14 protein-coding genes and 1 pseudogene are annotated in these 13291 nt (G+C 71.3%); 6 read left to right on the forward strand and 9 right to left on the reverse strand.

Annotation, left to right across the window (positions count from 1 at the left end):
* Positions 1-107 precede the first annotated feature (107 nt).
* On the reverse strand, positions 108-551 hold the full coding sequence (locus C468_RS01930) for a hypothetical protein (RefSeq protein WP_008847192.1): 444 nt from the start codon (positions 549-551) through the stop codon (positions 108-110).
* Between the two features lie 166 nt (positions 552-717).
* Between C468_RS01930 and C468_RS01935 the strand changes: the two genes are divergently transcribed.
* The 3 genes from C468_RS01935 to C468_RS01945 all read left to right on the forward strand — a co-directional run bounded on the left by C468_RS01935 (position 718) and on the right by C468_RS01945 (position 4626).
* Positions 718-1395 carry a class I SAM-dependent methyltransferase gene (locus C468_RS01935; RefSeq protein ID WP_008847193.1) on the forward strand — a complete coding sequence of 226 codons (678 nt, stop codon included), beginning with the start codon at positions 718-720 and terminating at the stop codon, positions 1393-1395.
* Between the two features lie 372 nt (positions 1396-1767).
* Positions 1768-2655 carry a YkgJ family cysteine cluster protein gene (locus C468_RS01940; RefSeq protein ID WP_049911894.1) on the forward strand — a complete coding sequence of 296 codons (888 nt, stop codon included), beginning with the start codon at positions 1768-1770 and terminating at the stop codon, positions 2653-2655.
* 123 nt (positions 2656-2778) lie between these two features.
* The gene (locus C468_RS01945) at positions 2779-4626 is read left to right on the forward strand and encodes an L-aspartate oxidase (RefSeq protein ID WP_008847195.1); all 1848 of its coding nucleotides are present in this window, start codon (positions 2779-2781) and stop codon (positions 4624-4626) included.
* A gap of 36 nt (positions 4627-4662) precedes the next feature.
* Here C468_RS01945 and C468_RS01950 read toward each other — a convergent pair whose 3' ends face one another.
* The 5 genes from C468_RS01950 to serB all read right to left on the reverse strand — a co-directional run bounded on the left by C468_RS01950 (position 4663) and on the right by serB (position 8316).
* Positions 4663-4959, reverse strand: coding sequence for a DUF7861 family protein (locus C468_RS01950; protein WP_008847196.1), 297 nt, complete (start codon positions 4957-4959; stop codon positions 4663-4665).
* A complete protein-coding gene (locus C468_RS01955; RefSeq protein ID WP_008847197.1) occupies positions 4956-5573 on the reverse strand; it encodes a GNAT family N-acetyltransferase in 618 nt (205 codons plus the stop codon). Before C468_RS01955 ends, C468_RS01950 begins: the two co-directional genes overlap by 4 nt.
* Positions 5574-5632: 59 nt before the next feature.
* Complete coding sequence (locus C468_RS01960; RefSeq protein ID WP_008847198.1) at positions 5633-6733, reverse strand: Brp/Blh family beta-carotene 15,15'-dioxygenase; 1101 nt, start codon at positions 6731-6733, stop codon at positions 5633-5635.
* Entirely contained in the window at positions 6726-7553 is an 828-nt protein-coding gene (locus C468_RS01965; protein ID WP_008847199.1) for a lycopene cyclase domain-containing protein, read from the reverse strand. The genes C468_RS01960 and C468_RS01965 overlap by 8 nt, the downstream gene beginning before the upstream one ends.
* Before the next feature lie 118 nt (positions 7554-7671).
* A complete protein-coding gene (gene serB, locus C468_RS01970) occupies positions 7672-8316 on the reverse strand; it encodes a phosphoserine phosphatase SerB (RefSeq protein ID WP_008847200.1) in 645 nt (214 codons plus the stop codon).
* Between the two features lie 124 nt (positions 8317-8440).
* Here serB and C468_RS01975 point away from each other — a divergent pair, with 124 nt between their 5' ends.
* A complete protein-coding gene (locus tag C468_RS01975; RefSeq protein WP_008847201.1) occupies positions 8441-8644 on the forward strand; it encodes a DUF7554 family protein in 204 nt (67 codons plus the stop codon).
* A gap of 3 nt (positions 8645-8647) precedes the next feature.
* Positions 8648-9223, forward strand: a complete 576-nt coding sequence (locus C468_RS01980) for a 2'-5' RNA ligase family protein (protein WP_008847202.1) — start codon at positions 8648-8650, stop codon at positions 9221-9223.
* Positions 9224-9337: 114 nt separating this feature from the next.
* Here the strand turns inward: C468_RS01980 and C468_RS01985 are convergent.
* From C468_RS01985 to C468_RS01995, 3 genes and pseudogenes are all read right to left on the reverse strand, one after another.
* Positions 9338-9517 (reverse strand): annotated as a pseudogene (locus C468_RS01985) (hypothetical protein); the annotation flags it as partial.
* A gap of 3 nt (positions 9518-9520) precedes the next feature.
* Positions 9521-10915, reverse strand: a complete 1395-nt coding sequence (locus C468_RS01990; protein WP_008847204.1) for a cytochrome P450 — start codon at positions 10913-10915, stop codon at positions 9521-9523.
* An 81-nt stretch (positions 10916-10996) separates the two neighbouring features.
* The gene (locus C468_RS01995; protein ID WP_008847205.1) at positions 10997-12589 is read right to left on the reverse strand and encodes a methyl-accepting chemotaxis protein; all 1593 of its coding nucleotides are present in this window, start codon (positions 12587-12589) and stop codon (positions 10997-10999) included.
* Between the two features lie 256 nt (positions 12590-12845).
* On the opposite strand from C468_RS01995, the gene C468_RS02000 reads away from it, so the two are divergent.
* A partial coding sequence (locus C468_RS02000; RefSeq protein ID WP_008847206.1) for a GIY-YIG nuclease family protein occupies positions 12846-13291 on the forward strand: 446 nt, incomplete at its 3' end.

Below are 13291 nucleotides of genomic sequence, written 5' to 3' on the forward strand. Positions count from 1 at the left end.
GTGAGGTCGCGCTCGGCACGTTCGTCGTCGCGTGAGGTCGCGCTCGGCACGTTCGTCGTCGCGTGAGGTCGCGCTCGGCACGTTCGTCGTCGCGTGAGTCGCCGCGGTCAGAACACGCTGTCGGCCGTCGCGGCGCCGACGACGCTGAACACCGCGCTGACGGAGATCGCCTTGCCCGTGGTCACCCACAGGGCGCTCCCCGTCACGCCCTGCTGGATGAGGAAGGTGTCCGGCGCGTCGAACAGCACCGCGAGGACGGTCACGGAGCCGAACGCGACGATCATCAGCGAGACGAACCGGGCGGGGATCCCCGCGATCTCCTTCTCGACATCGGGGTCGCGGCCGGTGTCGGCCCGGTAGAGCGCGGCGTACCCGATCAGCGCGACGAGCCCGGCGGTCAGCCACCCCTGGACCGCGTTCATACCCGCGGCCAAGTCCCACACCTCCCCGGTGACGACGAACGGCCCCGCGAGGAGGAAGCCGCCGACCGCCTGCTGTGCGGAGTCCGCGATCCGGAACTTGGGTCGACGGAGGCTCTGCGGGCGTTTCATACTCCCCGAAGGGACGGCACCCGATAAAACAGCGACGCTTTTTAACGGCGCGTGGCTGCGGGCGGACGGCTCGGCCGTCTCTCCGACCGGTACTACAACCCTCCGAACCGGTTTGACCCGCCGGTCCTCCGAACCGGTTTTCACCCGCCCGCTCGTTCGCCCGCGTATGAGCGTTCGCGAGGAGTTCGACGAGTGGGCGGCGGCGGGAAAGGACCGCGGCATGGAGGACCGACACTGGCACACCGCCAAGGACGTCCTCGCGCGGATGCCGGTCGAGGCGGGCGACGCCGTCCTCGATCTGGGCACCGGCTCCGGGTACGCGCTCCGCGCGCTCCGCGAACGGGGGATCGGTCGGGCGTACGGCCTCGACGGCGCGCCGGGGATGGCGCGCAACGCCCGGAGCTACACCGACGACGGCGCGGTCGGCTTCCTCGTCGGCGACTTCGATGCGCTCCCCTTCGCCGACGACTCGCTCGACCACGTCTTCTCGATGGAGGCGTTCTACTACGCGGCCGACCCGCACCACACCCTCGAAGAGGTCCGGCGGGTGCTGAAGCCAGGCGGCACGTTCTACTGCGCGGTCAACTACTTCGCGGAGAGCGAGCAAACGCACGCGTGGCAGGACAACATCTCGGTCGACATGACGCTGTGGAGCCGCGAGGAGTACCGCGAGGCGTTCCGCGAGGCGGGCCTGTACGTCGCCGAGCAGGACGCGATCCCCGACCGCGAGATCGAGATCCCTGACGCCGAGGCGTTCCCGACCGACGACTGGGACTCCCGCGAGGCGATGCTCGACCGGTACCGGACCTGGGGGACGCTGTTGACCGTCGGCGTCGCGCCCTGATTTGATTGATTAGTTATAAATAATCGTCGTCGTCGACGCGGTGAACACCTACAAAGCCCCAGCCGCGAGGCGGGCGCACGCTCGCTGCGGCCCCCGTCACTCGCTTCGCTCGCTCCTGTGGTCCTTACTTCGCCTGCGCCCGCCTCGCCGACTGCCCCTTTGAGTCCCACCCACCCGCACCGCACAGCCTCACGCCTCCCCAGCCTCGTCGGCCACTCTCCGCTTCGCTCCGAGTGGCCGACTCCCTCGCGCGCGCTCCGAGTGGCCTGTCGGCCACTCGGAGGCGCGCGCCGACCGCACGTTCGCTTATAAAACCTGCTCACGTTCGCCGATCCCTTTTAACCGTGCGAACCGTTCACACGGGTGATCACGATGGAACTCCGCTGTGAGGGCTGCGCCGGCTGCTGCGTCGACTGGCGACCGCTCGCGCCGGAGGCGGCCGGCTCCGACCGAACCGGGGACCGCCCGCCGCTCGACGACGCCTACGACCTCGTGCCGCTCACGCGCGACGAGATCGCGGGGTTCCTCGACGACGGTCTCGGCGACGCGCTTGTTCCCCGGCTGTTCGAGCCCGCCGAGGCCGACAGCGCGGTCCGGATCGACGGCGCCGAGGTCGCCGCCGCGGGCGACCGCCCGGTCTTCGCGGTCGGCCTGCGGAAACCCCCCAAACCGGTCGCCCCGATCGGCACCGACGAGCACCGCTGGCTCGACGCCTGCGTGTTCCTCGACCCGACCACGCTCCAGTGCCGGATCCACGGCGACGAGCGCTACCCCCGGACGTGCTCGACGTACCCCGCACACAACCTCGAACTGGACGCCGACACCGAGTGCGAGCGCGTCGAGGCCGCCGGCGGCGGCGACCGCCTCCTCGACGACGCGGTCCCCGACGACACTCCCCCGCTCCCGTTCGGTCCCCACGCCGTCGGCGCGACCGTCTTCGCGTACCCAGACCCGGACGACCTCGACGGCGTGGTCGACCGCCTCCGCGCCGAGCGGCTCACCCCCGACGACCGCGCCCGGTTCATCGGGGCCGCGGTCGGCTCTAGCCCCGGATCGCTCTCCGTCGACCGCGATCGGATGGCCGCGGCACGAACCCGCGCCCGAGCGGCCGACTCGTGGGCCGGGCGCGCGATCCGGGAGTGGACCGAGCGCGCCGCGGGCGACGGCGATCCGGTCGCGCTCGACCCGGACGCCCGCGACCGGCTCGTCCGCGAACTGGAGGACGACGCGGGCGCGCCCGAAACGCCGGGGTGGGAGTGACCGTCCGCAGACGTGTTCCGATCGTGACCGTCCGCAGACGTGCTTCGACTCCCCCCTTCTTTCGGTCTCTATTCGCGCTCACGCGCACACGCGCGCGTAATTTATACCGCCGGAGACCGTACCGTGAACGTGAACGAACGACGCCAAACAGACCCCGAGGAATCGGTCGAGTACGACCGCGTTGACGTCGCCGTCCTCGTCATCGGCGCCGGCGCGGCGGGCGCGCGGACGGCGATCGAGCTCGCCGAGCGCGGCGTCGACGACGTCTTGGTCCTCGGAAAGCGGGGCCACGGCGACGCGCACACGACGTGGGCCCGCGGCGGGATCAACGGCGCGCTCGGCACCCGCGACCCCGAGGACACGCCGGCGATCCACGCCGCCGACACCCTCAACGAGGGCCACTTCCTCAACGACCCGGCGAAGGTCGAGACCGTGACCGAGCAGATGCCCGAGCGCCTCCGCGAGCTCGACGAGTGGGGGATGGCGTACTCCCGCACCGAGGACGGCGAAATCGACCAGCGGTTCTTCGGCGCCCAGTCGTTCCGCCGAACCGCGTTCGCCGGCGACCACACCGGCGAGTCGATGCTGAACGCGCTCGTCGACCGGGCTCAGGAGCTCTCCGTTCCGTACCGCGAGAACGTGATGATCACGAAGCTCGTCGCCGACGGCGACGCGGTCTACGGCGCCGTCGGGTTCGACATGGACACTGGCGAGTTCGTCCTGTTCAACGCCGGCACCGTTGTCCTCGCCGCCGGCGGTCACGCGGCGATCTACAACCGACACACCTCCCGCGACGACGAGAACAACGGCGACGGGGCGGCGCTGGCGTACGACGCCGGCGCGTCGCTGATGGACATGGAGTTCATGCAGTTCCACCCGACCGGGATGGCCGTCGACGAGAGCGACCCCGAGTGGGAGCCGTGGAGCGGCCGCCTCGTGACCGAGGCGGTCCGCGGCGAGGGCGGACGCCTGTTCAACGCCGAGGCCCCCGCGAGCGGAGCGAGTGGGGGCTCGGGAGAGGAGGGCTCTCCCGGTGGCGAGCGCTTCATGGAACGGTACTCCCCCGACCAGATGGAACTCGACGCCCGCGACGTGGTCGCCCGGGCGATCGCACAGGAGGTCGCCGAGGGACGCGGCACCGAGAACGGCGGCGTTTACCTCGACATCTCCCACCGCGACGCCGACTTCATCCGGGAGCGGCTTCCACGGATGTACGAGCGGTTCCACGACCTCGGCGTGGACATGGCCGAAGAGCCCGTCGAGGTGGCGCCCACCTCTCACTACGGGATGGGCGGCGTCGCGGTCGACGACCACGGGGAAACCGACGTGGACGGCCTCTTCGCCGTCGGCGAGACGATGGCGGGAGTCCACGGCGCAAACCGGCTCGGCGGCAACTCGCTGGCCGAGACCGTCGCGTACGGCGTCGTCGCCGGTGAGCGGGTCGCCGACCGCGTCGACGGCCCGGGCGAGATTCCGGACGCCCTCCGCGAGGGGCTCGTCGGACCGCACTTCCGGGACCTGCGCGCGATGGCGAACAACGACGGCGACGAGGACGTGGACGCGGTGCTCGCCGACCTGCGCGAGCTGATGTGGGACCACGCCGGGATCCTCCGCGACGAGCCGTCGCTCCGGGAGGGGCTCGATCGGCTCCAGGCCGTCCGCGAGCGGGCCGCCGACATGCGCGTCGGCCCGGTCACCAGCGAGTCGTTCGAGCTCGCCGTGGACGTGGGGTTCACCCTCGTCGCCGCCGAGGCGGTGCTCCGGGGCGCGCTCGAACGCGAGGAGTCCCGCGGCGCCCACTACCGCACCGACTACCCCGACGTCAACCCCGACTGGCGGCGGAACGTCTACCTCGACGCGGCCGACGTCGGCGGGATGACCCTCCGGACCGAACCGGTCGACGAGCCGAGCGAGGCCGTACAGGCCGCGCTCGACGAGGGCCACGAGCTGGACTACCACCAGCTGGAGTGACGACGGCACCGCTCGAACTCACCCGCCCCGGTTAAACTACCCGCCCCGCTTCCGATACCACGCGCGCTCGCCGACCGGCGACTCCCCCTCGGCGATGGGGAGCCGCCCCACGAACAGGTCCCTGACGGCGAGCGTGATCACGAGTTCGACGGGCTCGCCGTCGCTCTCGGGTCCGCTCCCCTCGCGGCTCTCCCCACTCTCCTCCGCCGACGCGACCGGCCGAACCGTTACGACGCAGTGGCCGTCGCGCTCGTCGATCGACTCGATCACGCCGACCGACCACCGGTCGACGTGGTGCGACGGCTCCCGAGCGTGGACGCGGTCGTGATTCACGACGCCCCCCGCTCGACGCGCCGCACCGTGAGCGCCCCCTCGCAGGTGCACTCGGTCTCGCACTTCGGGCACTCCGCCGCGGACCGGTCGAGCGGCTCGCGGTGGATCGCCTCGTAGCCGTGGCGGTCGAACAGCTTCTCCGGGGAGTCCTCGCCGCCGTGATACCACGAGTCCGCGAGGAACAGGTCGATCCCACGCCCCGAGCCGACATCGTGGAGCCGGTCGAGCAGTCGGCTCCCGATTCCCCGTCCCGTGGCCCCGTCTCGAACGTATCCCATTTCGAGGTGACCGTACCGCTCCGCGGCGGGGATCAGGTCCGGGTCGTCGAAGAAGTACATCTCCTCGGCCACCGCGGCCGGGTCGTCGAACTCGCGGAGCGCCATGACGCCGAGGATCGCGCCGTCGTCGGATCCGGCGTCTCCGCGGTCGCCGTCGTTGGATCCGGCGTCCACGTCGTCGCCGTCAGCTTCCACCGCGACCAGCACGTGGTACGTCGGATCGTCCAGCCCGAGGTCGACGCCGTAGGAGCTCCCCTCGCTGAAGTGCGCGGTGATGAGCGCCTCCAGTTCGTCGGCGTCGCCCGGCCGCGGGTCGCGGATCGCGATCTCGTCCATCCGTCGCCGAGTACGCCTCCCGCGGACAAGAGGGGTGCGGTGTCGGACCCGGCAGGTTCCTACCGCCCGGCTCCCGGTCGCCAGACCCCCTGCCGCCGGTCGAGCCACGCGACGACGACGACGTGAGGGAGCGTCATGGCCGCGATGGCGACGAGCGACACGGCGAGTAAGTCGCCGGGCGCGGCCACGCCGGCGGGGACCGAGAGCCCGACCGCGCCGACGACGAGGAACCCGCCGAGCGTGAGGGGCGCGGCGTCGCGTCCGAACCGCGCGAGGGCGCCCGGCACGTCGCCGTCGCCGATCGCGCTCGCGGCCCGGTCGTCGACGAGGACGAGCCGCCCGACGTGCCGGAGGGCGTGCCAGAGCGCGAAGTACACCCCGATCGCGAACACCGGCGCCGCGAGCAGGAACCACGCCCACAGCGCCCCGACCTCGCCGACGTCGCGGAGCCAGCCCCGCCGAGAGGCGCCGGCCCGGACCCGGCGGTACCCCGACCCGACCGCCAGCGCCGTCGCGGCGAGCATGAGCCCGCCGACGGCCGCCCGTGTTTCCGGGACGAACAGGGGGTCGACCGCGGCGGCCGCGGCCGCCCCGTCGACGACGAACAGCCCGACGATCCACTCGGCCACGAGCCGGTACTCCGCCGGATGGGAGAGCAGCGGGACGCCCATCGGGAGCCCGCCGCGGACGACGAGGCTCAGCCAGCGCTCGGCCGCGGTCGGCAGGTGATCGACGCCGGCGACGACGAGCGCCGCCACGTCGCCCTGCCCCCAGTGGAGCCACGTGAGCGCGATGAACCCGACGAACGCCGCGACCGGCGCGAGGAAGAACGCCGCGACGACCGCCCCGCCGAGGAGCGCGTAGACGACCGAGACGACCGCGATCGACCGGCGAAGCGAGACGTCCGTCGCCGCCCGCAGCGGGACGAGGTGGTCGACCGCGCCGTGGGCCATCCCGACGACGAGCGTCCCGAGGGCGAACGTCGCGACGCCGAGTTCGACCGGAAACAGGGGGGTCACGGCGCCCACCGGGAGCAGCGCCGCGAGCGCGATCGCGGGGTACAGCGCGAACCACCGGTCGACCGCCGATCGAGCGCGGTCGTCGCCCTCGGCCGCCGGCGTCTCCCGGCGCGCCGCCGAGCGCGTCGCCGTCTCAGTCATCGAGGGGGTCGGCCGACTCGGGTTCCGGGTCCCGGTCGGGCGTCGCGTCCGGTTCGAACGCGTCGGCCGCCGCCCCGGTCGGCCGCCCGCGCCGGTCGTTCCAGTCGAGCACCCACTCGAACAGCACCAGCCCGTTCACGGTCATCACGCCGGCCGAGGCGAAGAAGAGCATCTCTTCGATCGGGAGCCCGAGGACCGCCACCCCCGTCGTGAGTTCGGTCGAGAGCTGCCACGTCCCCATCTCGATCGCGATCCGGTCCGCGATCCAGAAGTACGCGGCCGGGACCAGCGTCGCGGCGACCCAGACTCGCGGCGTCCGAACGAGGTAGCCGCCGCCGACCGCCCACTGGAGCGCGACGACGGGCCCGACCCACGCGATCAGCCCGCCGAGGTAGAGGTACGACGGATCGAGCGTCACCAGCCGGAGTCCGACGACGACCATCGCGAGCCCCGCGACGACGCCGGCGATCCGCGGCGCTCTGTCGAAGTCACCCTCCCGGAACGTCGGGTCGAACCCGATCAGATGGAGCGCGAACCCGGTGACGACCGTCTGGATGGCGAAGAAGAGGTATTCGCCGAGCGGAATCGATAGCGCCCGGACCAGCACCGCCCCGTCCGCGTACCACCACGTCCCCTGTCGGATCATGTAGCTGATCCACGGCGTCGTGTACAGGTACGCGATGGCGACGAGGATGGCGATCCCGGCCGTCGCGCGGCGACGCCGAAGCCGGTCGTACCGCGGCGCGAGGTACCACAACGCCGCGACCACGGGGAGGCTGAAGACGAGGTGGAATTGGAGATACGTCAGCGTCGGAAGCATCTGGTCACCCCGCTAACGCCGTTCATGATCTCAACTTCGCTCCGCCCCTTATTAAGCGCCCGTCCAAACAGTGTGGCTGCGTCGGGCCGGCGACGGGGTCGCGCTCGCCCGCCCCTTCCTACTCCGCAGGGAGCACGTCGTACCCCTCGAACACCTTCCCGAGCCGGAACATCGAGGCGACGACAGCGTCGCACACCGGTCGGACGGCGTCCTTGGGGACGAACCCGACCGCGAGCCCGGCCACCTCCAGCATCGGCAGGTCGTTCGCGCCGTCCCCGACCGCGACCGTCTCGCTCATCGGGATCCCGAGGTCGGCGGCGAGGTCGCCCAGCGCGTCGTCTTTCGTCCCCTCGATGAGGGGCCCCTCCGCCGCCCCGGTGAGCTTTCCGCCCGCCATCGGGAGGCGGTTGGCGACGATCGTGTCGGCCTCGACGCCCTGCTTCGCGAGCGCGCGCTCGACGCCGCGCTCGAACCCCCCCGTGAGCACGGCCACGTGGTGGCCCTCGGCCTGCAGGCGCTCGATCAGCTCGCCGGCGCCCGGCCGGAGGGAAACCTCGTCGAAGGCGGCCGCCACCGCGTCCTCGTCGAGCCCGCCGAGCAGCTCCGCGCGGCTGTAGAGGCTCTCGGCGTAGCTGAGTTCGTCGTTCATCGCTCGCTCCGTGATCTCGGCGACCTCGTCGGCGACGCCCGCGCGCTCGGCGAGCAGGACCGTCATCTCGGAGTCTGAGAGCGTGCCGTCGAAGTCGAACGCGATGAGGCTCATGGCTCCCGTTGGGCGCGGCGGGGTTTTGAAGCACCTGATCGCGCAACGCGCTCCGCGCGCAGCGGCCGCCCCGAGCGGCCGTGTCCCGGTGGTCTTTTTCCCGGTGCGCGCACTCGCCCTTGCCATGGACCGAACAGACGCGAACCGCGCCGACGTCGACGTCGACGACCTCCTGAAGGTGATTCTCGTCCTCGCGATCGCGTGGCTTCTCCTGGAGATCTTCGGGGCGGTGCTGGACCTCACGTTCGCGCTCCTCGACGCCGTGCCGACGCTGATCGCGGTCGTGATCGTCGTGCTGATCGCGTTACGGCTCACCGACCGGATCTGAGGCGTGTTCAGCCTGAACGTCCCGCTCGCGCCGGCCGTCGAACGACTGGCGTCGGATCTCCACTCGAAACCATCGGGGTTCGATCGCGTGCGCGACCGCCGCACGCTCGTCTGCAAGCGGTTCGGCGTCGAGGACGTGCCCGAGCGCGTCGCCGCCGCGGACGCGTCGACCGGCGCTCCCGCTCCCGGGCCGTCGCCGCCCAGACCCGACGCCCTCGCCGCCCTGCGCGACGACCTCCGCCCGCTGCTCGCGGGGACCGACCCCGTTCCGGTCGCGGTCACCGGATTCGACACCTTCGACGCGCCAGCGTCGGGGTCGGGGCCGGTGCTGTACCTGACCGTCGAGAGCGACGCGCTCGTCCGGCTCCACCGCCGGCTCTGCGCCGCCTACGGCGCGGTCGAGGGGATCGAGGGCGACGACTACGTGCCCCACGTCACCGTGGCGCGCGGCGGCAATCCGGAACCGGGAGTCGTCGGCGACCTCGTGGCCGCCGAGTTCGATCCGATCCGGTGGCGGGTCCACGCGCTCGACCTGTACGACCCCGAGTTCCGCGAGGTCGCCGCGAGTATCGATTTATAACTAGCACGTCGCCGTCGGCGGTCACTCCCGGCGGCCGTCACCACCATTCTCGCTCGGCTCGTCGTTCTCGTCGCTCGCGCCGTCGCTCTCGCTCGGCTCGTCGTTCTCGTCGCTCGCATCGTCGCTCTCGCTCGGCTCGTCGACCGCGTGGTGGGGGCCGAGGGGGCCGTGCGTCGGGCAAACCCCGGCGATCGGAGTCGCGTTGAGACAGCAGGCGCGCTGTCGGCTCGCGATGACGCCCCGCGAGAGGGGCTCGCCGCAGCGGCGGCAGTACCCCGTCTCGTCGTCGCGCATCCTTCAGCGCTCGCGAATCCGCATCGGGACCGGGTGGTTGGGGTGCATCGTCAGCGAGCCGCGCAGCGAGAGGTCGGGCCCCTCGTAGTCGAGGTCGTACCGCGAGCAGACCTCCGCGAGGATGAGCTTGGCCTCCAGCAGCGAGAACGCCTTCCCGATGCAATGGCGCGGGCCGCCGCCGAACGGGAAGTAGGCGAACCGGGGGCGCTGGCTCCGGCGCTCGGGCGCCCACCGGCTCGGGTCGAACGCCTCCGGGTTGTCGTACCAGCGCGGCGAGCGGTGGACCACCCACTGTGACAGCATGAGCGCGGACCCCTCCGGGATCCGGTACCCCCCCAGTTTCACGTCGAGTTTCGGCTCGCGGAAGAGGGTGTAGACGGGGGGGTACAGCCGCATCGCCTCGTTGAGGACGCGCTCGGTGAATTTCATCTCGCGGGCGTCGGCGGCGGTCGGGGCGCCGCCCGCGACCGCCGCCTCGGCCTCGCTGGCTACGCGCTCCCGCGCCTCGGGGTGGTTCGAGAGGAGGTAGAACGTGTACGTCAGCGTGAGCGCGGTCGTGTCGTGCCCGGCGAGGAGCATCGTCACCAGCTCGTCGCGGAGGTTCTCGTCCGTCTGCTCGCCCCGGTCGCGGGCGCGCAGCAGGACCGAGAGCAGGTCCATCGGCAGGTCGCCGTCGCCGTCGCCGGCGGGGCCGCGCACCGCGACGCCGTCGGGCCCGGCGGGGTCGACGCTCGGGTCGCGCTCGGTCCCGCGTCGCCGGTCGACGATGCCGTCGATCACGGACTCGAGGGTGTCAATGGCGGCGTCGAACTCGCGGTTCTCGCGGGTCGGCACCCAGTTGGGGATCAGGAAGCGGCGCGGGTCGGGCTCGAACCGGGCGCCGAGCGGCTCCAGCTTCTCCTGGACCGTCTTCACCTCCTCGTCGGTGATGTCGGCGCCGAACATCGCCGAGACGATGATCTTGACGGTGAGGCGGGCGACCTCCAGCTGGATATCGACGACCTCGCCGTCGTCCCAGTCCGCGAGCTGCGACCGGGTGTGGTCGACCATCGTCCCGTCGAGCGCCGCGATGCGGCGGTTGTGGAAGGAGGGGTTCGCCAGCTTCCGCTGGCGCTGCCACGTGTCGCCCTCGCTCATGAGGAGGCCGTCCCCGAGCAGAGTGTCCATGGCGTCGTCGCCGAACTGCGGCTTCCGGTAGCGGTCGGCGTCGGCGACGAGGACGCGCTCCACGTCTGCGGGGTTCGTCAGGAGGTAGGTCTCGCGCGGACCGAGGTCGAATCTGATCACGTCCCCGTAGCTGTCGGCGCAGGCGCGCATGAAGGTGAACGGGTCGTCAGCGAACTGGCGGCCGTTGCCGAAGACGGGGTCGCCGATGGGTCCAGGCGGCGTAACGGACATACGAGAAACAGGGTCTCGGCGAGGTTAAACGTTCGGCAGCGGGGAGAACGCTCCGACCGCTAACGCCTCGAAAACGCCGCCTCAGCGGTTCGCGTCGAGCCGCTCGACGCGGGCGATGAGCTCGTCGACGGCCACCTCCTGGTCGTCAGTGGCGTCGACGATGCGGTCGGTCGCCTCCTCGGTGCGGTCGGAGCGCTCCCGAACCGCCTCCAGCGACGAGGTGAGCTCCTCGACGGTCGCGGCCTGATCGTCGGTGGTCCGAGCGACTTCGGCGACGCCCGCGGCGGCCTCGTCGACCGCGTCGGCGATCTCCTCGAGGGAGTCGAGCACCGTCTCGATCTCGGTGCCGGCGTCCTCGATGCGGTCGTGCGAGCGCTCGACGGCGGTGCTCGTCTCGTCGGACTGCGCCTGCAGCTCCGCGAGGCTCTCCGTGATCTCCTCGGTGTAGCCGCGGGTCTCGTCGGCGAGCTTCTTCACCTCCTCGGCGACGACCGCGAAGCCGTCGCCTCCCTCGCCGGCCCGGGCAGCCTCGATGTTGGCGTTCAGCGCGAGCAGGTTCGTCTGCTCGGCCACGTCGGAGATGACCTCGATGACCTCCTCGATGTCGTCCATGCGCTCCGAGAGCGCGCCGACGCTCTCGACGAGCTCGTCGCCGATCTCCACGACGTCCTCGGTCGCCTCGCGGGCGTCCTCGCTCGCGTCGAGCCCCTCGTCGGCGGCCTCGCTGGCGGCCACCGCGGCGGAGTCGACCTGGTCCGCGGTGGCGGCGACCTCCTCCATCCCGGCCGAGAACGACTGCATCTCGGAGACGCTCTCCTCTAACAGCTCGTTCTGCTCGTCGACGTTCTCGGCGATGTCGGCGGCCGCCCCGCTCGCCTCTTGGACGGTCCGGTCGATCTGGCGGGCCTGCTCGTGAACGCTCTCGGAGAGGTCCTGGAGGTTCTCCGACATCTGGTTGACCACGTCGATGACGCTCAACAGCTCCTCGTTTAGGATCTCGCACTCCTCGCGGCGGACCGCGCGGGCTTCGAGGTTCCCCCGGCCGATCTCCTCCGCCGTCTCGCGCACCTCGGCGACCAGCGTCTCGGTCGCGGTCCGCTGGTTGATGTTCTCCGTTCGGTCGATGACGACCTCCGTCACGCCGACGAGCTCGTCGCCCTCGTACAGCGGCGTCGCGGTGAACTCGATGTGCTTCTCCTCGCCGTGGCGGTCGACCATCGTGCTGGTGTCGCGGTAGCGGGTCTGCGCGGAGTCGCAGCGCTCGACGCCGTACACGTCGTCCGCGGTCTCCGGCGCGTCGAGCACCTTGTCCGCGAGGGTGTCCGCCCGCCGGCCATCGGGGTAGAACAGCTCCGAGGCGTGGTCGTGACCGATCGCGTCTCCGCGGTCGCTCCCGGTAAGCGACGCGATGGACTCGTTCCACTCCGCGACCGTCCCCTCGCGGTTGAGGATGAACGTCGGGACGCCGGTCGAGTCGAACACCTGCTCGAGACCGGCGGCGGCGACCGTCTCGGCCCGGTTGCTCCCGTCGTCCCCACTGTTGTACTCCCCGCTCTCGCTCGCGTCCGAGACGTCGCCGGCGGAATCCTCCACGACGATCCCGCCGTCTGGGACTGACCGCGAGTCCCGGTCCCGACCGAACGCGCGTCGGAGCAGCCCTCGAAGTCCCGTCATAACTACGTGACGGTCCCCCAAGCACCGGGATAAACCGTTCCCCCCATTATTCACGTCTGATAATTTTCCCCCTGTCAGACGACGGGATCGGGCTCTGGCCTCACCCGACCGCCGGCCGCAGCACTTACCCGACCACCCCCGCCGGCCGCAGCATTCACCCGACCACCCCCGCCGGCCGCAGCATTCACCCGACCACCCCCGCCGGCCGCATCCGCGCCCGCAGCGTTCAAACGCGTTCGGCGGCTACGACGCCTCGATGAACGCCGACGCCGTGCGCGAGCGGGCCGCGGACCTCCCGACCGAGCCCGGCGTCTACCAGTTCCGGGCGGGGGAGGCGACGCTGTACGTCGGCAAGGCGGTCGACCTCCGGGATCGGGTTCGGTCCTACGCCGACCCGCGCTCGGGGCGGATCCGGGGGATGGTCGGGCGCGCCGACCGGATCGAGTTCGCCGTAACCGACACGGAGACGCAGGCGCTCCTGCTGGAGGCGAACCTGATAAAGCGGCTCCGGCCGCGCTACAACGTCCGGCTGAAAGACGACAAGTCGTACCCGCTGGTCGCGATCACGGACCACCCCGTCCCGCGGATCGAGGTGACCCGCGACCCCGAGGAGGGCGCGGTCGCCTACGGCCCCTTCACGGACAAGCGACGCGTGGACACTGTCGTGAAGCTGTCTCTTATACACATCTCTGATGGCGCGAG

Origin of the sequence: Halorubrum kocurii JCM 14978, assembly GCF_000337355.1 — an archaeon.
Taxonomy (GTDB): domain Archaea; phylum Halobacteriota; class Halobacteria; order Halobacteriales; family Haloferacaceae; genus Halorubrum; species Halorubrum kocurii.